Origin of the sequence: Aestuariibacter sp. A3R04, assembly GCF_018860805.1 — a bacterium.
Taxonomy (GTDB): Bacteria; Pseudomonadota; Gammaproteobacteria; order Enterobacterales; family Alteromonadaceae; genus Alteromonas.
Genome location: NZ_JAHKQR010000001.1, coordinates 622,375 through 645,421, shown reverse-complemented (window position 1 = coordinate 645,421; position 23,047 = coordinate 622,375). Strand labels below are relative to the sequence as shown.

The following is a 23,047-nucleotide window of genomic DNA, read 5'->3' as shown; positions in this document are numbered from 1 at the left end:
ACAAACAACCATTTTTAATATTGCCATTACATTTTTACGTTTTTATATAGACTTTGAATTTACACAGTATACTTTACATTAACAAAGCCTGGTTATAGTATTTTTGACAATTAGAATAAGAGAGATGGTTTGTGAAAGCAGCATTAAGCGTTAAACAAAAGTTTGGTTACGGCTTGGGAGATACCGCAAGCAACATCGTATTTCAGATGGTCGCTAACTTTATGTTGATTTTTTACACCGATGTATTCGGCATTACCGCTGCCGCAGCCGGGACTTTACTGTTAGTCGTTCGCTTGTTTGACGGAATTACCGACCCTGTCATGGGTACCATTGCAGACAGAACCCGGGCTAAACTCGGCGGCTATCGACCTTATCTTTTATACTTGGCCGTGCCCTTTGGTGTGTTTGCAGTACTCGCATTCTATACACCGGACTGGTCCTATAACGGCAAACTCATCTATGCCTATATTACGTACGGTTTGCTCATGACGGTGTATACCGCCATCAACATTCCATACGGCGCACTGGGCGGCACCATGACGACCGACCCCACCGAGCGCGCATCTCTGCAATCTTACCGGTTTGCTATGGCTATGTTCGCCATGTTTCTAGTGGTCTGGGCAATTCCCAAACTGGTCGCCGCATTTGGCCACGGCAACGATCAGCAGGGTTATCCCATCGCCATGCTTTTTATGAGTGGGCTTGCCATCGCCTGTTTTGTCTTGTGCTTTTTCTTGACCAGTGAAGAAAAATTCGACGCATCGAAAGATGAAAAAGCCAAATTGACGGATTTTTTCACTCTGATTAAAAACAGTCAGTGGACGCTGGTTGCCCTTATTAGTTTGTTCACACTCATTCTAATTGGTGTGCGCTCATCGGTGGCCCCTCACTACATAAAATACTATTTACAAGCGCCAGATCTCATCTCGCCGTTCCTTACTGTGGCGGCAGTGGGCTCAGTGTTAGGTGCCGTCTCCACCCATTTGCTCACTAAGAAAATTAAAAAAATTCAACTATTTAAAATTGCGTTATATGTAGTCATCATTTCCCATGTGTTGTTCTTTATTACGCCGCCATCAAGTGTTCCAATCATATTCGCGCTTTTCTTTGTCGCTAATTTTGCTCACATGATCATCACGCCACTTATGTTTTCCATGGTGGCAGACACCATTGATTTTGGCGAAAAGATCAGTGGTAAAAAGCTAACAGCTATCGCCTTTTCCGGGCATTTACTGGCAATAAAACTCGGTTTTGCTATTGGCGGTGCGATTGCGGGTTGGTTGCTTTCTCTTTTCGGTTATGTGGCCAATCAATCACAGTCCGCCGAGGCTTTGCAGGGCATTCTCATAGCCTTTGCGGGTATCCCGACACTGTGCATGATAGCGGCCCTTTTCTTTATTTCACGATATCGCCTGACTGAAGCCACAGTTTTAGATATCCAACATTCTCTTTCAAAGCAGTAAACAGGTTTATTTATGCAATTGAGTCATGCAGAAGAAGTTCAAATTAGAGATGCGGAGCGTGCAAAGACGCTTACAAAGACACAGAAGGATACGCCGCTTGTAAAGCACATTTTTACGGCTGACCCTTCAGCCCATGTGTTTGAAGGTAAAATTTATGTGTATCCATCACACGATATCGAATGTGAAGGTGGACCCTCAGTAAACGATGATGGCGATCAATACGCCATGCGTGACTACCACGTATTGTCTTTGTCAGAAGACTTAACTGAAGCAACCGATCACGGCGTTGCCTTGTCTCTGGAAGACATTCCCTGGGCAAGCGCTCAGTTGTGGGCCCCTGATGCGGCTAAAAAAGGAAATACCTATTATTTTTACTTTCCGGCCCGAGACGCCGATGGGCTGTTTCGCATTGGTGTGGCCACATCTGATAAACCCACCGGTCCATTTGTTGCCGAAGAGAGTTATATCCCTGGTACATTCAGTATCGACCCTGCGGTATTCGAAGATGACGATGGCAGTTTCTATTTGTATTTCGGTGGTTTGTGGGGGGGACAGCTAGAGCACTGGCAAAACAACGAATATACGTCGTCAGCGAAACAACTGGCGGCAGAGGAACCGGCTTTTTGTCCTCGAGTGGCCAAACTTAGCGAAAATATGACCTCACTGGATACTCCACCGAAAGACATCCTCATATACGACGAACAAGGAGAGTTGATTAAAGCGGGTGATAATCACCGTCGCTTTTTTGAAGCAGCCTGGATGCACAAACACAACGGCGTGTATTACTTCTCCTATTCTACCGGTGATACCCATAAAATTGTCTATGCCACAGGAAACTCTCCTCTAGGCCCGTTCACCTATCAGGGAACCATACTGGAGCCAGTATTGGGTTGGACAAATCACCACAGCATCGTCTCTTATAACGGCAAATGGTATTTGTTCTATCACGACAGCACACTGTCTAAGGGCAAATCACATTTGCGAAGTGTAAAAATGGCTGAATTGAAGCACGATGAAAACGGCAACATTGTGACTTACAAGGCCTATCACGAGTAATCGCCATGAACATTGTGATTGTAGGTGGCGGCACGGCAGGTTGGCTTACCGCGGCATTGATTGCCGCTAAACACCAGGGTGAAATAAAAGAACGCAAACTAACACTGACGCTTATCGAATCCCGCCACACACCCACTCTGGGTGTTGGCGAAGGTACCTGGCCTTCGATGAAAGCGACGTTGAAAACCATAGGTTTAAGCGAAACCGCTTTCCTACTTTATTGCAATGCCTCTTTCAAGCAAGGATCAACCTTTATCAACTGGGTGAAAGGTAATGACCGTTACCACCACCCCTTTTCTCCTCCTGATCGTTCCCCTGGTCAACAAAACCATTCGCAGCCAACCGAAGTCACTGCCCAATGCGCTTCTCAAACTGACTTAATTCGACATCACATTGCGCCTAAACTTCTGGCTGCAGGCGATTACGAAGGGACAATGAATTACGGTTACCACCTGGATGCGGACAAATTTGTTAGCTTACTCAAAGTGCACTGCACCTCCAAACTCGGTGTGAAGCATCAGTACCGGAACATTACAACCGCTCAAAAGGACAAAGCCGGGAATATCACCCACGTGGTCAGTGAAAACGGTGAGGCGTTTTCCGGTGACTTGTTTATTGATTGTTCCGGTGTCAGAGCCTTACTTTTACAAGGGCAGTTCAATATCGACACCGTGAATGTCAGTCACGTGCTACCCAACAACTGTGCACTGGCCTGCCGCCTGCCCTACAAAACACACGACGCTCCCATCCATTCAAGTACCAGGGCAACGGCAACGCCTCACGGTTGGATTTGGGACATCGCTCTTCAACACCGTCGCGGTATCGGCCATGTTTTCTCAACAGATTTTGCCTCTAAGGACAAAGTTGAAAACCAACTGTTTGACTATGTCAGACAGGATCCCCACTTAGATGAAAGCCACTTTGAAACCCGGGAAATTCGGTTTACCCCAGGTTACAGAGAACAATTCTGGCACAAAAACTGTGTAGCTGTGGGTATGGCTGCGGGTTTTATTGAACCTCTTGAAGCCACTGCTCTTGCGCTCGTAGAGCAATCTGCGTTGTTCATTTCTGCACATCTGACTACCGAACCGGCAATTGTAAAAAGCATTGCTCATCGGTTTAACCGGTTAATGACCCACTACTGGCATGAGATCATCGACTTCCTCAAATTGCACTACACATTGTCCATGCGTGACGACAGTGATTACTGGCGTTCGGTATCGTCTTGTGACAACCTGCCACAAACGCTGAAAGAAAAACTCCTGCTTTGGCAGGCACTACCTGCGTCAGTGTATGACACGGAAATGAAAACACCCTTGTTTTCCCACAACAGTTTTCACTATGTGCTGACGGGGGCCCGGCAATATCAGGTAGCAAACGGAAACGATATTTGCGATCCCCCCATTAATAATCACTTAGTTCGGGCCCTACCGACACAACAGCACTATTTTCAACAATTGCGTCTCGCCAATAATAAAAAGGCCACTTAGTATGTCCAAGATAGAAATTGTTAATAATATCGATCATGCAAACCTCCACGTTATCCCCGAATTTGCTGCCCAATTCGATAACTTGAGCTGGATCTATCCAACATTCATACAGGAATTCCGCCAAGTTGTGCGAGAATACCCTGTGTTGCTTCACCAGAGCCATGCAGGAGAGCTTACTCCAGTTGTACTTTGCGGACTGAATGAAAATGAAAATGTGTTTGTCAAAGACGGTACTTGGCAGGCCAGCCATATTCCTTTATCAGCGCAGCGCCTGCCTTTTTCTATCGGGTTTCAACAAACGAATACTGAAACCATCCCAGTCGTCACACTGGATATTTCCTCTCCACAGGTAAACGCAGAAAAAGGCCAGCCGCTGTTTTTACCCCACGGAGGAAATACACCGTACCTGGATCAGATTACTAACGTGCTGCAGCATTTACACATTGGTTCACAATCAAACCCGAGTTTCATTGACACCCTTAATAAATTCGAACTAATCGAGAACGTCACCTTTGACATCACTACCAGCAAAGGGAACAAAAAACTCGTGGGCTTTAGTACCATCCGTGAAGAAAGGTTGGCCGAATTGAATGGTGAACAACTGAGTACTTTACATACCAAGGGTTATTTAGAACCGATATTTCTAATGCTTACATCACTACAAAACATGAGTGGCATCAGCAGTAGAAGTCAGTTTTAACGGGTAACACCTTTATGCAAATCCCTCAGTTGCCCGACATTCCCGAAGTACTGGTTGCGGATTTTGAGTCACGGCCAGAGCACCACCTTATGGCACATACGCCCTTTGTCGTCAGGGGGCTTGCTGAAGGCTGGCCGCTATGCCGCCACAACACAAACGACATTGACTTTGTCGATTTATTAAACAACTCCAACAATGACATACCCGTGTCTTATTTTGAACTTCCCGCTTCCGCCAATGGCAGAATTTTCTATAACGATGACTTCTCAGGGTTTAACTTTTCCCACCACCAGTCTGCTTTTAGCGAATTTGCCAACAAGCTTTTAGATGAGACATCATGTTGCTACATGGGTAGCACGCCTCTGTCTTTCGCCTTTCCAGCACTGATACCTATGATAAACGCGCCATGGGCACCGGCCGACGCCATCATCAATTTGTGGGTTGGCAATGCGTGTACGGTAAGTGCCCATTATGATGTTCTGCAAAACCTCGCGGTCAACATCACAGGTGAAAGAACTTTTACACTATTTCCTCCTGAGGCTATCCGCGATTTATATCCGGGACCCGTACACAAAGCGCCCGGCGGACAGGCAATCAGTTTAGTCAACTTTTCAAATATAGATGAACAGCAATTCCCACGGTTTAAATATGCGCTGAAAACCGCCACTACCACTACGTTGACAGCAGGGGATGCCATTTTTATCCCGTCTTTATGGTGGCACCATGTGCAAAGCGCTAAACCTCTGAACACCTTGCTAAATTTCTGGTATCGGCACGACGCAACCCCCGTACATCAGCCCCGACCAATGGACGCGTTGTTCCTCACGCTAGCAGCCGTAAGAGACTTGCCCGACGCACAAAAAAAAGGCTGGATGGAAATATTTAAATACTATGTTTTTGAACACGATGAAGCTGATACCGCACACATTCCACCAAGCGCCAGGGAAAGACTGACCCATCCGCTGCCAGAAGACATGCAAAAACAGCTACGCACACTAGTAACAAACAACTTAAAACGATAGGGGACTGCCTTATGAGCACTTTTCCATATAGAAATATCGTCATAGCCGGAGGAGGCACGGCGGGCTGGATGACAGGCGCGGCCTTTTCAAAACTGCTTGGCAAAGAAGTAAATGTAACGCTCATTGAAGCCGATGATATTCCGACTGTTGGCGTGGGCGAAGCCACTATTCCTTCACTGCACGTTTTCCACGACCTACTAAAAATCAATGAATCCGAGTTTATGAAAGCCACAGGCGCAACATTTAAACTCGGGATTCAGTTCGAAAACTGGCTTGAGAAAAATACCTCTTATCTTCACTCATTTGGCTATTTGGGCAAAGGCTGTTGGGCGGCGGGTTTCCAACATTTTTGGTTGCGTGGCAAGCGCGTTGGTATTAGTGAAGAAATCGGTGACTACTGCGTAGAGCACCTAGCTTGCAGAACGTCGCGCTTTGCCACCGCACCTGGCCAGCCGAGAAACTATGCCTACCATTTAGATGCCACTAAATACGCAGTATTCTTGAAAAAAATGGCGTTGGCAAACGGTCTTCATCACATTTCAGAAAAGATCACCGGTGTAAATCTATCTAAAACTGACGGAGCTATTGCATCTGTGTCTTTAAGTGATAATCGCACTGTCTCTGGGGATCTGTTTATCGATTGTACCGGTTTTCGCGGCTTACTCATTGAACAAGCCTTGCATACCGGGTACGAAGACTGGGGACACTGGCTGCCCATGAACAGTGCAGTAGTAGCACAAACAGCATTGTCTGACACCTGCACAGTACCTTACACACGGGCTATTGCACACGATGCAGGGTGGCGATGGAAAATCCCGCTTCAGACCCGAGCCGGCAACGGCATGGTGTATTGCGATAAATTTTTCAGCGACGATGACGCCAAAACAACATTCACTGAGATGCTATCTTCAACGCCTGTCACTACACCCCGTATTTTAAAATTCAAAACGGGAACCAGGCGAAAACACTGGAATAAGAACTGTATTGCTATTGGCTTATCAAGCGGTTTTATTGAGCCGCTGGAATCGACTAGCATCCATTTGATCCAGCAGAGCATTATTCGACTTTTGCAACTTATACCCACCTCGGAGAATTTCACCCACAACCAAGCATTGTTCAATCAGCGCATGCGTTTTGAAACAGAGAATATTCGCGACTTCATTGTTCTTCATTATCATGCCACACAACGGGAAGACACGGAGTTCTGGCGCTACTGCAAGCGCATGGAGATCCCCGACAGCCTGCAACGAAGAATGGCACTGTTCAACTCTTCTGGTCACGTTTACAAGCAAGACGAAGAATTGTTCGGTGAAGATTCTTGGCTTCAAGTCATGCTCGGGCAAGGGCTTTATCCCGATTCTTACCACCCAATTGCCGATAGTATGCCAGAAAGTGAATTAGCCAGTTTTCTTGGAAGTATTCACGCTCATGTTAAGCGCCAGGTTAACCAATTCCCTCATCATACTGACTTTATTGATCAATATGCCAAGAGTGAAAGTTAGCTATGTCAGTCATTTCCTCCAGTCCGGTGACAACCCGTTATCCCACCGGCCTTAACACCGAAGTATTGACGAAGGCAGATGTATTTGTCGAACCTGACGAAGTGATTGGATGGGTTCGTCAATACGGGCAGTTTCGCAACGATCCGAGTTTCTACCCGGGAATCAGAGCACCCATGCCCTTTGATCTGCTAAAACCTCTAGTTTCAGTATTGCTTCGTGAGATCCGCAATACCTACACGATTCCCAGACATCTAAAACCTCGCGTAACTGGAGCCGACTTTTCTCTCATAACCACGCCCCCCACCAAGCTCGACATCATGCAGCAACTCCCCCACTACGATAGCGTTTACCCTCACCACTATGCAGTGCTCTGCTATCTCGCAAAAGGCAATCATGGCGGAACGGGCTTCTTCAGTCATAAGACAAGTGGCATACATCAGGTTTTTGATCACAATGAGGGTACCTACCTCACTACGCTGGAAAATGAGCTTTCACATCACGAGCTACCCAATGGCTATCCATTAGCGCAATCGCCCTTGTATACACTTATTGATGCAACACCATTTAACTTTAACACCCTTCTTGTTTATCCGGGGAACCTGCTTCACAGCGCACTCATATCCACATCGACAGACATTGACACCAGCCTGGATACGGGGCGACTCACCGCCAACGTGTTCATTCGCTTCGACTAACCTGCATAATAAAAAAGGCCTCTTCCGAGGCCCTATCAATAGTTAAAAACTGTATCTCACACCCAGATTATATCGTGCGCCAGTTTGAGTAAGCCTGTACACCAACCTGTCATCGCGTCCTACCTGTTTGTTTTGCTCGTCAGTAATATTAATACCTTCGACAAACACGGAAAGCCCTTCTATCGATTCAAAGTCATAGCTCACATTAACATCAATCTGGTGATAAGCCTCAGTGAAGATGGGCGCGGTCAAATCGCCGTTTACCCGTCTTTCACTTAAAAACTTATCGCGCCAATTGTAAGCTACGCGGGCCTGAAACCCGTTTTGATCGTAGAACAACACCAGGTTTGCAGTATCAGACAACCCCACTAATGCCTCGGTATCTGCCAGTGAGTTAATGTCGTAGCTCAAATCCGTGTCGACATAAGTGTAGTTCACTATACCGCCAAAACCGGAATCGCCGAAATTGTGCTGAACGTTAAATTCAACGCCATCAATAGTGTGTTCAGTGTCGCCGTTGACAGGTACATTAACGTTAAATACAACCAGATTGTCTGAATTGGGATCGCCAACAATGGAGCCTCCATCAAGATTTCCGTCTGCATCAAAGTTTGGTGTTACTAAAGGATCATCTGCATAGTTGGTCAAAATGTAATTGCGGATATCCTCATTCGATGCGTCAGCCCCTAGAGCAGCAACAGCAGCGTCAAATTTAGCGCCATCCAAAGGGTTGGCCAAGTTGAAAATTGTCGATTCAACGGTGCCAGTCGTGATCCAGTTACTTACGTCTTTCCGGAAATAGCCAAGAGAAACATAGCTACCTTCGTCGTAGTACCACTCGGTAGCGAGGTCAAAGTTCTTAGATTCCAGCGGCCTCACGCCTGGGTTACCCGATTGCCCGGAATAGCCACTCAAACTCCCCCCGGTGTTTATTGTAGTTCCTCCCTGAAGTGCGTTGTAACTTGCCCGAGAGAGGGTTTTTCCCAACGCAACCCGTACAATAACGTCATCAGTAACATTCAAATTAAAATTAAAGTTAGGTAAGAAGTTGCTGTAGTCGGCTTCCTGACTAAGGGTTTCAACGCCTGCAAATCCGGTAACAGAGGTGGCTGTATCCTCGTTCCATTCAACACGGGTATAAGCCGGGGCAGCTGCGGTAGAAACGACTTTTGTCTTTTCATATCTGGCACCCAACAGCAGGTTATAGGGCATGCTCCCTACTTCGCCTTCGTGTTTTATCTGGGCAAACACCGCTTTAATTTTTTCTTCTGTAAAGCGATTGGTACCCGCATCCCACTGTGTCGAAGCACAAAAATGCCCTTCCCCATTCGGGCCTGCAACCGCGCCTTCCGGTGCCTGACAATCTCCCCAAACAGAATCCACGTTTGCGGTGGGATCGGCAAACTCTGCCGCTCTTACTATCTCGTCAAAGTCGGCAAACCAAATTCGGTCAAATACGTCGTACATCGACTGCGTTGCTGTACCGGAAAAATCGCTGGCACTGCCATTGAACTTGTCGAGAATTGTATCTTCTTCCCAATCGATGTCGGCAAAATCTCCCACTTCGCCCACACCACCCCAATCTGCTCGTTGTACTTGTGTATGACGGTAACGATTACTGACTTTATTCAGTGAAACCCCAAAATCCACCGACGTATAATCAGACACATAGTAGTTACCGGAAAGCTTTGTTTGATCGACTTCAGAGGTATAGTAGTCATTGGCAAACCAACTACCAGATAAACGGAACGTTGACGGATTAAACTGATCGATATTCCCCGTTGCGATGGCAGGCACATCTCCTCTCAAATCCAAGCCTGTGCGAGAACGGGTATAAGACGGGAGCTGGATGTTGTTCCGCGTACCCCGGCGGGGGTCAGATGCACGCATCTCAGCTTCAGAGCTGTGATGGTCGAAATCTAAGCGAAGATCTTCTGTCGCCAGCCATTTGAGGTTCAGACCAATCGAGTCGGTGGTTTGCTCATTGCCCCAGGCACCTACTGTCAGCGATGTATCAGCGTAATCATCATCACTGTTTATTTCATAAATTTCTGAGTAAACCAGTGGAACGGCGTTAGGCTCACCAGCCCATATTGTTTCGCTTCTGTCACCAGCGTAGTTAAACCATACTGACGCGTCGGTGTGTTGCTCTTCAATGTCGTTTCGAATAACAGTGTAGTCAAGGGTTGCCGTAAGTGTATCAATGGGCTGATACTGCAATACCAGTTGACCGTTAATACGCTTTCTTTGGCGCTCTTCAAATACGTAGCGAGGCTGTTGTGGCGTAGAGTAAATACCGGATGTAGGACGATTCTGACCACCGGCTTCACCAGCCGGAACACCAGCCCATCCGGTATTAGTGTAATCACTTCCCCGGTACCCCTGATCCTGAAAAAACTCGCGCATCCCGCTATCGCGCTCCTGATAACTTGCATTAATGGACACACCCACGCGATCGTCCATAAACGTTTTCGAATACAAACCACTTAGCTCGGGTGTAAGACTTGGGTCAAGTGACGAATCATCACTGACAACCTTCACACCCATCGTCGCAGTGGTCCCCGGCGACTGCAAAGGGCGATGAGTCAAGATATTAATAGTGGCTCCAATTCCGCCAGACTGCACTGTGGCATCTGCCGTTTTGTATACCTCAACGCCTTTTACGGCTTCCGCTGCCACATTGGCAAAATCAAAGGTTCTGTCGCCCGTCGTTCGGGGAAGTTGACGTCCGTTTAAGGTGATCATATTTTGCGATGCGCCAAACCCCCGAACCGTGACCCGACTTCCTTCGCCTGCAGACCGATCAATGGATACACCGGTAATCCGCTGCAAGGACTCAGCAAGGTTTGTATCGGGAAACTTACCAATATCTTCTGCAGAAATGGCGTCAACAATACCGTCAGAACTGCGCTTGACATCCATAGCGCGCTGAAGACTTCCTCGAATCCCTTTTACTTCGATCACCTCGATGGCATCGGAGGCGGCACTACCCGTCGGCTCCTGAGCATGTGTATGTGCTGAGTACCCCGCAGTTCCTATTGCAGAGAGGACAGCGGTTGTTATGAGTTTTCTTTTAAACATGTGTTTTCCTCAACCCTATCGTTAATGTCACAATGACTATTATAGATATAAACACAACACAAGAGAGTTAACAATATTTTAACGTCTTCACATTTTACGTTTTCCTATTGTTATTTTTAGTTTACAAATTTTGCGCCTTTGTATTTGGTAGTGGCTAAGAAAAGGTGTGTTGCTGTGGTGATCAACAGTGTGTTTCCCGCTTTCCCACCAAAGCACAAGTTGGTAAGTTTTTCGCCCACATTGATTTGCTCTAGCAGCTTGCCGGATTTCGTAAAAACAAAAATAGATCCGGTGTCGTGACTGGCTATATACACGTTGTCTTTCTCGTCGACAGCGATGCCATCCGGCGCCTGTACCGCTGCAAAAACCTTTTTGCCAGAAGGGTTCACAGCGCCAGCCCCGTCGACGTCATACATATATACCTGGTTACTGTATGTACCCACGTAAAGTCGGCTTTCATCTACGGAAAGTGCCACTCCATTGGGCTTGTTCAGTTGGTCGTCTACCAAGACAAGAGTGTTGCTGTGCAAATCCAGAGCATAAAGCCCGGTGAAAGATAACGCCTTCTCTCGACCCCAGAGTTGCCAATCTGGGTCAGTAAAAAAAAGCCTATTTTTTTTACTGACAACAAGATCGTTAGGAGAGTGAAATTTACCGCCCTGAAATGCCTCTACAAGCCCATCGCAATCGCGCTGCAATATGCACACGCTGCGATATTTATGATTTGCAGCGTAGAGTTTTCCGTTGCTAACAAACAGCCCATTGCTACCGCTGTTCTCTAACCACAGTACAGGCTGACCACCCAGCGGCATTGTGTAGGTATCTGACAACGGGCCATGGCCTGTGTCTTTTGTGAAATTCATATTAGAAAAGTAAAAGCTATCGGTATCCGCAGACCAGGCAGGCCCCTCGAGAAAAGTAAACCTATCCGGTATTTTTGCGATTGATAAAATCAAGTGCTCACCCGCAACACTTTCCTTACATTGAGCTGTATAACCAAATAAAAAAACGGGAAAAAAACAAAATAAAGAGAGATATCTTATCATTTTAACCTAATTGTCATTTGGACCATTATGTGGTATTCGTAACTTACAGCATGCAGCAGAAGATTTGCAAACAATTTGTAAATCTTCACAGTGAAGCCCAAAAGAGAAAAAACGCTGTTGTGATTTTTTTAACAATATGGAATATCCAGAATGACAAAAACGCTTTGTGCAATTGGCGTACTTTTAGGTACCGCTTGGTCAACATTTTCTGTAGCAAATTCCACGGCGCTGAAGACCCATTTTTCATCTGATTTTAAAGTGGGTGCAGCAGTGAGCCGTGACATCGTAAACGGACAGTCTCCTGAGGCTGATGCCATCGTTGCCAAACATTTCAACACACTCACTGTTGAAAATGATATGAAGGCAGAGATCGTCAGCCCCAGGCGCGGACAGTATGACTTTTCACATGCGGACAATTTCATCGATTACGCTCAAAAGCACGGCACTTTTGTTATTGGGCACACATTAATTTGGCACAACCAAACGCCGCCGTGGTTCTTTGAAGATGAACAAGGCGTATCCTATACACAGGATCAACAGGCAGAGGTTCTCAAGCGTCACATCGAGGTAATGGCAAAGCGCTACGCAGGTAAAGTAGATGCCTGGGATGTGGTTAACGAAGTTATAGACGACAATGGCGAGTATCGTCCAACAGTTTGGGTGAAGCGGATTGGCAATGGTGACAAGCTGGTAAAATTAGCTTTCAGTACAACCCAAAAATACGCACCGGACACGGAACTTTACTACAATGATTTTAACGCTTGGAAACCCGGTAAAGTAAAAGGCATTGTCAGAATGATCCGCATGCTCAAAAAGGCGGGGATCCGCATTGATGGAGTGGGCATCCAGGGGCATTGGGGTTTGAACTACCCAAGAATTGAATTGATTGAAAGCGCCATCGATGCATATGCAGCAGAAGGGGTAAAAGTGATGATTAGCGAAATTGATATTGATGTGCTTCCCATCACGAAAGAAGGCCAGGTAATTGGCACGGGCTTGTTACACAAACAATTTCAGCAACCGGAATTTGAAGTGTTTCTCGACCCCTATAAAACCGCCCTTCCCGCCGATGTTGAAAAGCAGTTGAACGCTCGCTGGACAGAATTGTTCTCACTGTTCAAGCGCAAGTCGGATAAAATTGACCGCGTAACATTCTGGGGCGTTGATGACTCGACATCTTGGAAGAATTATTACCCTGTGGCGGACAGAACTAATTACCCACTGATGTGGAACCGGGACTTTTCCCCCAAGGGCGCACTTGAGGCGGTTTTGGCGCTATAGTTTTACCCGCAGATGTGCCTGTTCCCGGCACATCTGTCCCTAACTTTACCCACCTTTCTCTCCTCTGCTGCACTCCCCCCCCAAATAAACATAATTTCACCTGGCACTTTTCATAATTGTACCCAGCGCATTCTTAGTTAACTATAGGTTAAAAAATGAGGACAAATTATGCATTACGTAGGAATCGACATCGGCACATCAGGTGTTAAAACAATCGTGTGCGATGCATCCGGACGGGTTATAGACAGTGAGTCTCACGCCCTCTCTGTGAGCTCTCTTCATCCCAAGTGGTCAGAACAAAACCCGGCTGACTGGTGGCATGCTATTGATTACACCATGACAGCCTTGGGCGGACGGGGCAGCCTGAAAAAAGTCAAAGCTATAGGTCTGGCCGGGCAAATGCACGGCGCAGTGCTTATCGACGGAGAAGGTGAGGTTATTCGGCCCGCCATTTTGTGGAACGACGGGCGTAGCGAACAACAATGCGTTGATTTAATGGCGGCATGTCCTGATGCTACAAAGATTACCGGCAACCTAATCATGCCCGGCTTCACCGCCCCTAAAGTCAGGTGGGTTAGGGAAGTAGAACCCGATAACTTTGCCCGCATCAGCAAAGTACTGTTGCCTAAAGATTATGTTCGATATCTGTTAACGGGCGCGTTTGCCAGCGACATGTCAGATGCAGCTGGTACTTGCTGGATGGATACCCAACAGCGAGATTGGTCTGACGAACTGCTGGCGGCATGCGGACTTAGCCGGGAAAACATGCCTGAACTGGTTGAAGGGCCCGCATCAACGGGCGTACTTTCAAAACACCTTGCCGAACAATGGCACATGCCCGAGGTTCAAGTTGTCGGCGGTGCCGGTGACAATGCTGCCGGCGCCATTGGCAGTGGCATTACGGAAGCTGGGCAAGCGATGATATCCTTGGGAACATCTGGTGTGATCTTTGCGGTGACAGACCGTTTCGTGGCCAATCCCGATGCAGCATTACACAGCTTTTGCCACGCCATTCCAGACAAATGGCACGCCATGTCTGTACATTTAAGCGCAGCCTCTTGCCTTCAGTGGTTTGCTAACATTGCCGCAGCCGGTGATGTACAAACGCTACTCGATGAACTTGGCGACAGTCCGGAACCCGCTTTAGAACAGAATTGCTATTTCATTCCTTATCTCAGTGGCGAAAGAACGCCTCACAACAACCCCAGCCTCACCGGGCGCTTTTGCGGTCTTACTCACAATACGTCACGAAAAGATATGACCTACGCCGTATTGGAAGGCGTTGCCTTTTCTTTTAAAGACGGATTGCAGGTAATGCAGGATGCCGGGGTGACCTTAGATTCGGTCTCAGTGATTGGCGGCGGGGCTCGTAGCCGGGTTTGGCGACAACTTATTGCTGATGTGCTTGGTATTGCCATTACATACCGAAAAGGCGGCGAAGTAGGTCCTGCGCTTGGTGCCGCTAAGTTGGCGTTACTCAACGAATACGATAAAACGGACATTCAAAGACTATGCCCGGTGCCTGATGCCATCGAACAACACGTCCCAAATAAATCCCGCTATGACTTACTAAACCGCCGGTACGGGGTGTTCAAAGAATTAGCCCAACAACAATAGCTATTAGCGCAAATGGAAATTGCGCCGCCTTAGCGCTTTGCATATCAATAAGCGGAAAGCTGTTAGCAAAAAACATAATTGTTAGCAGCTTGTAAACACTCAATAATCTCTAGCCATACAACATTATTTTTTTACGGAGAACCATCCATGTCTCACTATTTCGAGTCCATAGATAAAATCAAATACGAAGGACCCGCTTCAGAAAATCCTCTTGCTTTCAGACACTATAAAGAGGACGAAGTGGTTCTGGGTAAAACCATGAAAGAGCACTTGCGCTTTGCTGCCTGCTACTGGCATAACTTCTGTTGGGATGGTGCCGACGTATTTGGTGCCGGAACGTTTCAACGCCCATGGTTGCGCCCTGGGGATGCCATGGAGCGGGCTAAACAGAAAGCGGATGTCGCCTTTGAATTCTTTAGCAAATTGGGTATCCCCTACTACTGTTTTCACGATGTTGATGTAAGCCCCGAAGGCAACAATCTCAAAGAGTATACTGAAAATTTCGCTGCAATGACCGACGTGTTGGAGCAAAAACAGGAAGAAACCGGCTTGTCTCTTTTGTGGGGTACGGCCAATCTGTTCAGTAACCCACGCTACGCCGGCGGCGCAGCAACAAGCCCTGATCCCGAAGTGTTTTCATATGGTGCAACACAGGTGTTTAATGCTCTGAACGCCACTAAGCGTCTTGGCGGCGCAAACTATGTACTGTGGGGTGGTCGCGAGGGCTATGAAACACTGTTAAACACAGATTTGCGTCAGGAACGCAAACAGCTTGGTCGTTTCATGCAAATGGTGGTAGAACACAAGCACAAAATTGGCTTCACCGGTACTTTGCTTATTGAACCTAAACCTCAGGAACCAACAAAACACCAGTACGATTATGACACAGCAACCGTGTTTGGCTTCCTCAAAGAGTACGGTCTGGAAAACGAATTCGCGGTAAATATCGAAACCAACCATGCCACCTTGGCAGGTCATTCATTTCACCATGAAGTAGCAACGGCAATATCATTGGGTATTTTTGGCAGTGTCGACGCCAACCGCGGTGACGCGCAAAACGGATGGGACACAGATCAGTTTCCCATTAACGTTGATGAACTAACCTTGGTAATGTATGAAATTCTAAAATCCGGAGGCTTTACCACCGGTGGTTTCAATTTCGACACTAAGCTGCGCCGCCAAAGCAGCGACCCAGCTGATTTGTTCTACGGTCACATCGGTGGCATGGACCATTTAGCTATGGCACTAAAACGCGCAGCTAAATTAATGGAAAACGATTTTCTCGGCCAAGCGGTATCAGCGCGTTATAAAGGCTGGAATACCGATTTGGGTAAAGGCATTATTGATGGCAACTATTCACTGGAAGCGTTATCTGAGCTGGCACTAAGTCAAAACCTGACTCCCGCACATCAAAGCGGGCAGCAAGAGCTGCTGGAAAACAAAGTAAATCGTATTATTTACGGTTAATACACACCGCGTCACGCAAACACAAAGGCAGGGTGCAAGCACCCTGCCTTTTTATTTGCAACACGACTGGGAACCCACGATAGTATCAACATCACGCGTCTAACCTGGAGATGTATCATGCAAAGAAAAGTAAAATGGGGAATAATTTCAACCGCGAGAATCGCAGAAACCTTCGCACGGGATATCAGACATTGTGCCAACGCTGAATTGTGCGCCGTTGCGTCACGGTCCCAGAAGAGTGCCGACGCCTTTGCCAAACGCCTCGATATTCCACAAGCCTTTGGGCGTTACGAGTCACTCCTCAATGATCCAACCATTGATGCAATATATGTAGCAACGCCCCACACCCTGCATGCCGATCACGCTATCATGGCGCTTAAGTCAAATAAACACGTACTGTGTGAAAAACCCGCCACTACCTCGGAGGCCGAATTACAACGCATATTGCAGGTTGCCAAATCACAGCAGCGCTTCTTTATGGAGGCCATGTGGACCTACTTTTTACCCGCTATCAAAACGGCTTTTGAATGGGTAGACTCAGGTCGAATTGGCAAACCCCTTCATCTTAAAGCCAGTTTCGGATTTCCCATGCCTTACTCTCCTGATTGCCGGGAATACGCTGTTGAGTTAGGCGGCGGATGTTTGCTTGATATGGGAATTTATCCCATCGCCTTTGACGCTCTGCTAAACCGAACAGAAACTGAGCCACAACTGATCCACGCTTCCCGCGCACCGAATGGTGTAGATGATGATGTTCTGTGGTTTCATCGCTATGATGATGTCGTATCAACTCTGCATACCAGCTTTAGAAGTCGCCTAGGAAATGAAGCGCTAATCATCGGCGACAAGGGGCTTGTCCGTATTCCCGATTTCTGGTCGGCCAGCGAGTGTTATTTGTTTGATGCCAACGGACAACAAGACTACTTCCAGGACAATCGCACCGGCAGCGGTTTCGAATTCGAAATTGAACATGCCAGCCAGGCAATACTGAATAATCGCATTGAGTCAGACATTGTATCCCATGCGGTTTCACTTGGCTTCCAACGCCGATTAGCCGCTGTGAAGGCCCAGTTCAGTTCCATCCGCTAAATTGCCCCATCTTGGGTATGGCTGGTATGATTGCGCCTCATTTTTAATGAGGCAATAACAAGTGATACGATTTTCAGACCGCGCAAACGCCATTTCTCCGTTCTTTGCGATGGCTTTTTCCGAGAAAGCTTCTGCGCTGGAAGCACAAGGTCATCATGTTATCCGGCTAAACATTGGCGAACCGGATTTCGGCGCTCCCCCGCCGGTGGTTAGCGCCATGCAAGAGGTAATGGAAGCGGCCGAACTACCTTATACATCGGCCCTTGGTCTTCCCGCTTTACGGGAAGGGATAGCGCGATTCTATAAACACATGCACAACCTTGATGTTTCTGCTGACAATGTCGTTGTAACGGCAGGCGCCTCTGCCGCCTTGTTACTTGTATCAGCAGCCTTAGTCAATGAGGGTGACACAGTTATGCTGGCCGACCCGGCCTATCCTTGCAACCGTCAATTTATCAAAAGTTTTGGCGGGAAGTTGCAAAGCATCCCCTGTTCTGCCGACGATCGTTTTCAACTGACGCCCGAACTTGTGCGAACAAACTGGAATTCTCGAACGCGGGGCATCATGCTGGCAACGCCTTCGAATCCCACGGGAACATCCGTTTCGCCTGAGCACATGCAATCCATCCTTGAATTTGTGAAACAACAGGGCGGATGGCGAGTTGTGGATGAAATATACCTCAACCTCAGTCATGACGGAAATGCGCAAACCGTGCTTGCTTACGATGATGAGGCCATTGTTATCAATAGTTTTTCTAAGTACTTTGGCATGACAGGCTGGCGATTGGGGTGGTGTGTCGTTCCCGATGTGATGGTGCCCGTTATGGAAAAACTGGCGCAAAATTTATATATTTGCCCTTCTACCCCCGCACAACACGCTGCGGTAGCATGCTTTACCCCGGAGTCTCTTACCGTATGTGAAAGGCGACGCGACATTCTTGTACACCGAAAAAATCTGGTTTTACAGGGGCTGCAGGACATAGGCCTAAGTATTGATGTGACACCTGATGGCGCGTTCTACGTGTACTTTAAGATCGCTCAATTTGGTTTGTCATCGATGGAATTTTGTGACCGTCTGCTCGCGGAGTATCACCTTGCCCTAACACCGGGGAATGATTTTAGCGAATCATCAGGCAGTGACTTTGTACGTTTATCTTTTGCCGCCTCTGAGCACGCACTGGAAATAGGGTTACACCGTCTTGGCCAGTTCGTCGCCTCTCTGCGCTGCCGTGACTAATTGAAAGATCAGTCAAATAAATCGATGCTGCCAGACTCCTTGCACTTCTCATTGATACGCACCGACAATTCTACCTCCCGTTCCGTGATTGTATTGTTGTTCATATCGTGGATGCGTTTCATCAGTACAGTGCCGTTAGAAGGCGTAAAGTAAATCTTTCGCGCGTAGTTGTTCATCAAATCACTACTGATAATAGGAATATTCTCTGTGCGGAGGAAGGTAAGAACGAATTCAGAGTTCGAAGCACCAATATTATTTTGAATATAGGTTGGTAACACTTTAGCCCCTCCAAACACTTTGGCGACAAGCCGTTTTTTTTCAGCTCCCAATGACAGACAGTCGTTAATGAGTACCTCCATGGCGTGCACTCCGTATCTCGTCGCCTGCAAATTATCTCGGTCTACGGCTTTATTGCTAGGCAACATAAAGTGGTTCATGCCGCCGATTTCTGTGATTGGATCAAAAATACATGCAGCCACACACGAGCCGAGCACAGTAACAATTAACTTATCTTCGTTAGTCACGAAATACTGACCAGGCAGTATCTTTGCCGCATCTCGGCCAAAACGGCTGTCGTAGTAATACGCGGGCTGACTAAAATCGCGATCGTCCACGCTTGCTGTATCTACCTGACTGGCGCGTAGATGGTTTTACCCACCGGACGAATGAGATGATTAGCTTCGGTGAAGTGTTCCGAGTGTCCGGCAATGTATAGCCCATCTTTATTAAGATGACTAACCAGATTATTAAGTACCTTATACTGGGTAGGTTTATCAAAATAGATCATCACGTTTCTGCAAAAAATCACGTCCATATTGTGATTAAAACCATAGTTATCGTCTGTGAGATTTATCTGCCTGAACGTTACCATTTTGCGCACGTCATCAATCACTCTAACATTGCCAGTATGACTACCTTTCCCGCGGTAGAAAAACTGCTTTTGTCGTTCCATCGGCATCTTGTTTAGCGTCTGAGCTTTGTAAATGCCTTGCCTGGCAGTAGCCAACACCTTGCTATCAATATCAGAGGCAATGATTTTGATACCCGGCGAAAACGTGCCAAAAACCTCTGCAACTGTCATGGCGATAGAATAGGGCTCTTCTCCCGTGCTGCTAGCTGCACACCAGATTGCGGTGGTTTTCGGATGGGCCCGCAAGTATTTTTCCAAGGCCGCGAAATGATGGGGTTCGCGAAAAAACGATGTCAGGTTAGTAGTAAGTGCATTAACAAATTCTTGCTGCTCGGTCTCACTTTTATCAACCAGCCCAAGATAATCCCGAAAAGAGCCGATCCCCAGCGCCCTGAGGCGTCGGGATAACCGGCTGTAAACCATGGTGACTTTGGTATCCTGCAACCGTATTCCCGCTATCTTAAATACGGTGGCGCGTACCCGTTCGAAGTCGTCCTGACTGTAGGTGTATTGCTTGCGGACATCATCGGCGGATACAGCAGTCATGTTAGAATGTCTCCCATTCGCTTTCTACTGGCGCACTTGGCTTCAGCGTCGCTGGTTGACTCATCGCGGTTACCCGCATCGCCGGCTTGGCAGAGCCATTCATTTGGGTACGCGCTGGCGGTGGCGTAAGCATACTGGCGCTACCCTGCTGTAATTTAAACATGGCAACCCGTTCTGAAAGGTTCACCGCTTGTTGCTGTAAGCTGTCGGCTGCAGCCGCGGCCTCTTCAACTAACGCAGCGTTCTGCTGGGTCATTTCATCCATGTTGTTTACGGCCTTACCCACTTCTTCAATACTGGTGGCCTGTTCAGAGGACGCAGCGGAAATCTCTGACATAATGTCGTTGACACGCTTGATGGCATTTACCACTTCTGCCATGGTATCACCCGATTTATTCACCAGGTCGTTGCCGTCATTAATTTTATTCACTGAGTTGGAAATGAGTTCTTTGATTTCTTTCGCAGCTTCGGCAGAACGTTGCGCCAGGGTTCTCACTTCCGACGCGACAACCGCAAACCCACGACCTTGCTCTCCAGCCCGGGCTGCTTCCACAGCGGCATTAAGGGCAAGAATATTGGTTTGGAACGCGATGCCATCTATCACACCTATAATGTCGGAAATTTCTTGTGCTGACGCGTTAATATCACCCATAGTGTTTACCACTTTGCGGATGAGGTCTCCCCCTTCGTTAGCCACTGTTGATGCTTGTGAAGCCAACATGTTCGCCTGCTCAGCGTTTTCCGCATTCAGTCTGACCGTACCAGTAAGCTCTTCCATTGACGAGGCTGTTTGCTCAAGGCTGGACGCTTGTTGCTCGGTTCTACTGGACAAATCAGCGTTGCCTGTGGCAATTTCCGACGACGCGGTGTTAATGGTTTCAACAGCTTCATTGATGCTGGTAATCGTACTCGTTATCTCATCTGCAAATGAATTGATGGCATCGCCAAGCACCTGAAACTCACCTTGAAAAGAATCTTCAATGCGCATGGAAAGGTCGCCGGAGGACATCGCCGTCATGACTTGTTTAATCACCCCGATAATATTTTTGATATCACCAACAAAACGGTTAATTGAGTCACCCAGCTCTTCAAAATCACCCTCAAAGTCCAGTGGCTTAGTATTGAGGTTGCCCTGAACCAAGTGTGTCATGGTTGCTTTGATATCGTTGACGGCTTTCGTTCTGGCAGTAATATCCGTGGCGTATTTCACCACGCGATATGGCTTCCCATTCTGGTCGAAAATAGGGTTGTAGGAAGCTTGGATCCATACTTCATCTCCTGATTTGTTAAACCGTTTAAACTCATCAGCAAAATAAATTCCTTTGGCCAGTTGATCCCAAAAAGAGCGATATTCAGCGCTTTTGCGATACTCCACATCGACAAACATACTGTGATGCTTGCCTTTAATTTCATCAAGGGAGTAGCCCATTGCAGACAGGAAATTGTCGTTGGCATCGATAATCGTACCATCAAGTTGAAACTCGATAACGGCTTGGGCGCGGTTCAGCGCTTCGATTTGCCCGCCGTAGTACGCGTTGCGCATTTTCTCTTCGGTGATGTCTGTGGCAAATTTCACCACGCGAACGACGTTGCCCTTATCATCGTAAACCGGGTTGTAAGACGCCTGGATCCAAATTTCACTGCCATCTTTTTTAATGCGGCAATATTCGCCAGAGGAAATTTGACCTTTCGCCAGATTTCGCCAGAAATCTCTATATTCATTAGACGCTGCATAATCGGCAGCCACAAATAAGCGGTGGTGCTGGCCCTGAATTTCATCCAATTCATAGCCAACTGCGCCACAGAAGTTATCATTGGCGGTGATAATGGTACCGTCGGGTTTAAATTCGATAACGGCCTGAACACGGTGAAGCGCGTCGGTGATCGCACGCATCATCATACTGTCTTCGCCATCAATTAACTCGACTGACCAGGACCTCACCTCACCATGGGTATCTTTAAGAGGAGAAACTTTGATTTTCACGTTTTTCTCGCCATAGGATACCGTTGAATCAACCGGCATCTGCGCAGCTTGGTTGATTTGTCCGGAGGAAATACCCAGTATGCTGACATTGTTGCCATGCAGATTCATGGCTGAAAACTGTCCGTTCACTTTTTTTATGCTGGCCTCCAACGCTGTCAGTAAGTGCTTTGCTGCACTGTTGGCCACCAAGATGTTGTGCTGACTATCGAGTAACAGTAAGCAGGAGGAAGAAGCTTCTAACGCCTGAATACTCTCAAGCGCACCGACTACTGCGCCATTGTCACCACTCAACCACTTAAACATACCCATGCCTCAATCTCCTGCCTTTACCTGGTTTACATCAACCAAACCCAGTTCATTACTGGTAATCAAATTTTCAATATTTACGAGTATCACCATGGTATCGTCCACGTCCGCTAACCCATGCAAATACTCACTGTCAAACGCCACCCCAAATTCTGGCGGCGGTAAAATTTCATCTTCGGCCAGACGGATAACGTCAGAAACCCCATCAACAACAATACCTACAATACGATCGTGTACGTTGAGCATAATCACGATGGTGAATGCGTTATACGTTGCCTCGCCAACACTAAACTTGATTCTAAGATCTACCACGGGAACGATATCGCCCCGCAGGTTCATTACCCCTTTTATAAATTTCGGGGCGTTAGCAATTTTTGTTACCTGCTCATAACCGCGAATTTCTTTGACAGTAGTAATGTCCAGCGCATAGTGCTCTTCGCCCAAAACGAAGCTCAAAAACTCCTGATCATCGCCAGCCATTACAGAGTGCTGTACCGCAGCATCACTCATGAGACTCACTCCTCATATAGTTGTTTCCCGTTTTACCGACCTGCG

The 23,047-nt window shown here is 47.3% G+C and carries 18 protein-coding genes; 12 read left to right on the top strand and 6 right to left on the bottom strand.

The features are described from left to right. Positions 1-131: 131 nt before the first annotated feature. Genes KO518_RS02730 through KO518_RS02700 form a run of 7 tightly spaced genes read left to right on the top strand, consistent with a single transcriptional unit; the run spans position 132 to position 7,928 of the window. On the top strand, positions 132-1,463 hold the full coding sequence (locus KO518_RS02730; RefSeq protein ID WP_216024261.1) for a glycoside-pentoside-hexuronide (GPH):cation symporter: 1,332 nt from the start codon (positions 132-134) through the stop codon (positions 1,461-1,463). Positions 1,464-1,475: 12 nt separating this feature from the next. After that, positions 1,476-2,519, top strand: coding sequence for a glycoside hydrolase family 43 protein (locus KO518_RS02725; protein WP_216024260.1), 1,044 nt, complete (start codon positions 1,476-1,478; stop codon positions 2,517-2,519). Positions 2,520-2,524: 5 nt separating this feature from the next. Then, the gene (locus KO518_RS02720; protein ID WP_216024259.1) at positions 2,525-4,009 is read left to right on the top strand and encodes a tryptophan halogenase family protein; all 1,485 of its coding nucleotides are present in this window, start codon (positions 2,525-2,527) and stop codon (positions 4,007-4,009) included. A 1-nt stretch (position 4,010) separates the two neighbouring features. Continuing rightward, positions 4,011-4,709 carry a SapC family protein gene (locus tag KO518_RS02715; protein WP_216024258.1) on the top strand — a complete coding sequence of 233 codons (699 nt, stop codon included), beginning with the start codon at positions 4,011-4,013 and terminating at the stop codon, positions 4,707-4,709. A gap of 14 nt (positions 4,710-4,723) precedes the next feature. After that, positions 4,724-5,731, top strand: a complete 1,008-nt coding sequence (locus tag KO518_RS02710; RefSeq protein ID WP_216024257.1) for a cupin-like domain-containing protein — start codon at positions 4,724-4,726, stop codon at positions 5,729-5,731. 11 nt (positions 5,732-5,742) lie between these two features. Further along, on the top strand, positions 5,743-7,233 hold the full coding sequence (locus tag KO518_RS02705) for a tryptophan halogenase family protein (protein WP_216024256.1): 1,491 nt from the start codon (positions 5,743-5,745) through the stop codon (positions 7,231-7,233). A 2-nt stretch (positions 7,234-7,235) separates the two neighbouring features. Further along, positions 7,236-7,928: a DUF6445 family protein gene (locus tag KO518_RS02700; protein WP_216024255.1), complete on the top strand. Its 693-nt coding sequence runs from the start codon at positions 7,236-7,238 to the stop codon at positions 7,926-7,928. 42 nt (positions 7,929-7,970) lie between these two features. Here KO518_RS02700 and KO518_RS02695 read toward each other — a convergent pair whose 3' ends face one another. Both KO518_RS02695 and KO518_RS02690 read right to left on the bottom strand, forming a co-directional pair. Further along, positions 7,971-11,009: a TonB-dependent receptor gene (locus KO518_RS02695; protein ID WP_216024254.1), complete on the bottom strand. Its 3,039-nt coding sequence runs from the start codon at positions 11,007-11,009 to the stop codon at positions 7,971-7,973. Between the two features lie 116 nt (positions 11,010-11,125). After that, positions 11,126-11,965 (bottom strand): SMP-30/gluconolactonase/LRE family protein, encoded by an 840-nt coding sequence (locus tag KO518_RS02690; RefSeq protein ID WP_216024253.1) that lies wholly within the window; start codon positions 11,963-11,965, stop codon positions 11,126-11,128. Positions 11,966-12,205: 240 nt separating this feature from the next. Here KO518_RS02690 and KO518_RS02685 point away from each other — a divergent pair, with 240 nt between their 5' ends. The 5 genes from KO518_RS02685 to KO518_RS02665 all read left to right on the top strand — a co-directional run bounded on the left by KO518_RS02685 (position 12,206) and on the right by KO518_RS02665 (position 18,746). Further along, the gene (locus KO518_RS02685) at positions 12,206-13,336 is read left to right on the top strand and encodes an endo-1,4-beta-xylanase (protein ID WP_216024252.1); all 1,131 of its coding nucleotides are present in this window, start codon (positions 12,206-12,208) and stop codon (positions 13,334-13,336) included. A gap of 168 nt (positions 13,337-13,504) precedes the next feature. After that, positions 13,505-14,953: a xylulokinase gene (xylB, locus tag KO518_RS02680; RefSeq protein WP_216024251.1), complete on the top strand. Its 1,449-nt coding sequence runs from the start codon at positions 13,505-13,507 to the stop codon at positions 14,951-14,953. Between the two features lie 147 nt (positions 14,954-15,100). Continuing rightward, on the top strand, positions 15,101-16,420 hold the full coding sequence (gene xylA, locus KO518_RS02675) for a xylose isomerase (protein ID WP_216024250.1): 1,320 nt from the start codon (positions 15,101-15,103) through the stop codon (positions 16,418-16,420). 117 nt (positions 16,421-16,537) lie between these two features. Next, a complete protein-coding gene (locus tag KO518_RS02670; RefSeq protein ID WP_216024249.1) occupies positions 16,538-17,509 on the top strand; it encodes a Gfo/Idh/MocA family protein in 972 nt (323 codons plus the stop codon). 64 nt (positions 17,510-17,573) lie between these two features. Further along, a complete protein-coding gene (locus tag KO518_RS02665) occupies positions 17,574-18,746 on the top strand; it encodes an aminotransferase class I/II-fold pyridoxal phosphate-dependent enzyme (RefSeq protein ID WP_216024408.1) in 1,173 nt (390 codons plus the stop codon). A gap of 8 nt (positions 18,747-18,754) precedes the next feature. Here the strand turns inward: KO518_RS02665 and cheD are convergent, their stop codons facing one another. Genes cheD through KO518_RS02645 form a run of 4 tightly spaced genes read right to left on the bottom strand, consistent with a single transcriptional unit; the run spans position 18,755 to position 23,002 of the window. Further along, positions 18,755-19,360, bottom strand: a complete 606-nt coding sequence (cheD, locus tag KO518_RS02660; protein WP_216024248.1) for a chemoreceptor glutamine deamidase CheD — start codon at positions 19,358-19,360, stop codon at positions 18,755-18,757. Between the two features lie 11 nt (positions 19,361-19,371). Continuing rightward, complete coding sequence (locus KO518_RS02655; RefSeq protein ID WP_216024247.1) at positions 19,372-20,202, bottom strand: protein-glutamate O-methyltransferase CheR; 831 nt, start codon at positions 20,200-20,202, stop codon at positions 19,372-19,374. A 1-nt stretch (position 20,203) separates the two neighbouring features. Next, positions 20,204-22,495 carry a methyl-accepting chemotaxis protein gene (locus KO518_RS20130; RefSeq protein WP_216024246.1) on the bottom strand — a complete coding sequence of 764 codons (2,292 nt, stop codon included), beginning with the start codon at positions 22,493-22,495 and terminating at the stop codon, positions 20,204-20,206. Positions 22,496-22,498: 3 nt separating this feature from the next. Continuing rightward, positions 22,499-23,002: a chemotaxis protein CheW gene (locus KO518_RS02645; RefSeq protein ID WP_216024245.1), complete on the bottom strand. Its 504-nt coding sequence runs from the start codon at positions 23,000-23,002 to the stop codon at positions 22,499-22,501. Positions 23,003-23,047 lie beyond the last annotated feature (45 nt).

Coding starts and splice junctions, on each gene's coding strand:
- KO518_RS02725 (WP_216024260.1), top strand. CDS start 1,476: ATGCAATTGAGTCATGCAGAAGAAGTTCAAATTAGAGATGCGGAGCGT.
- KO518_RS02720 (WP_216024259.1), top strand. CDS start 2,525: ATGAACATTGTGATTGTAGGTGGCGGCACGGCAGGTTGGCTTACCGCG.
- KO518_RS02715 (WP_216024258.1), top strand. CDS start 4,011: ATGTCCAAGATAGAAATTGTTAATAATATCGATCATGCAAACCTCCAC.
- KO518_RS02710 (WP_216024257.1), top strand. CDS start 4,724: ATGCAAATCCCTCAGTTGCCCGACATTCCCGAAGTACTGGTTGCGGAT.
- KO518_RS02705 (WP_216024256.1), top strand. CDS start 5,743: ATGAGCACTTTTCCATATAGAAATATCGTCATAGCCGGAGGAGGCACG.
- KO518_RS02700 (WP_216024255.1), top strand. CDS start 7,236: ATGTCAGTCATTTCCTCCAGTCCGGTGACAACCCGTTATCCCACCGGC.
- KO518_RS02695 (WP_216024254.1), bottom strand. CDS start 11,009: ATGTTTAAAAGAAAACTCATAACAACCGCTGTCCTCTCTGCAATAGGA.
- KO518_RS02685 (WP_216024252.1), top strand. CDS start 12,206: ATGACAAAAACGCTTTGTGCAATTGGCGTACTTTTAGGTACCGCTTGG.
- xylB (WP_216024251.1), top strand. CDS start 13,505: ATGCATTACGTAGGAATCGACATCGGCACATCAGGTGTTAAAACAATC.
- xylA (WP_216024250.1), top strand. CDS start 15,101: ATGTCTCACTATTTCGAGTCCATAGATAAAATCAAATACGAAGGACCC.
- KO518_RS02670 (WP_216024249.1), top strand. CDS start 16,538: ATGCAAAGAAAAGTAAAATGGGGAATAATTTCAACCGCGAGAATCGCA.
- KO518_RS02655 (WP_216024247.1), bottom strand. CDS start 20,202: ATGACTGCTGTATCCGCCGATGATGTCCGCAAGCAATACACCTACAGT.
- KO518_RS20130 (WP_216024246.1), bottom strand. CDS start 22,495: ATGGGTATGTTTAAGTGGTTGAGTGGTGACAATGGCGCAGTAGTCGGT.
- KO518_RS02645 (WP_216024245.1), bottom strand. CDS start 23,002: ATGAGTGATGCTGCGGTACAGCACTCTGTAATGGCTGGCGATGATCAG.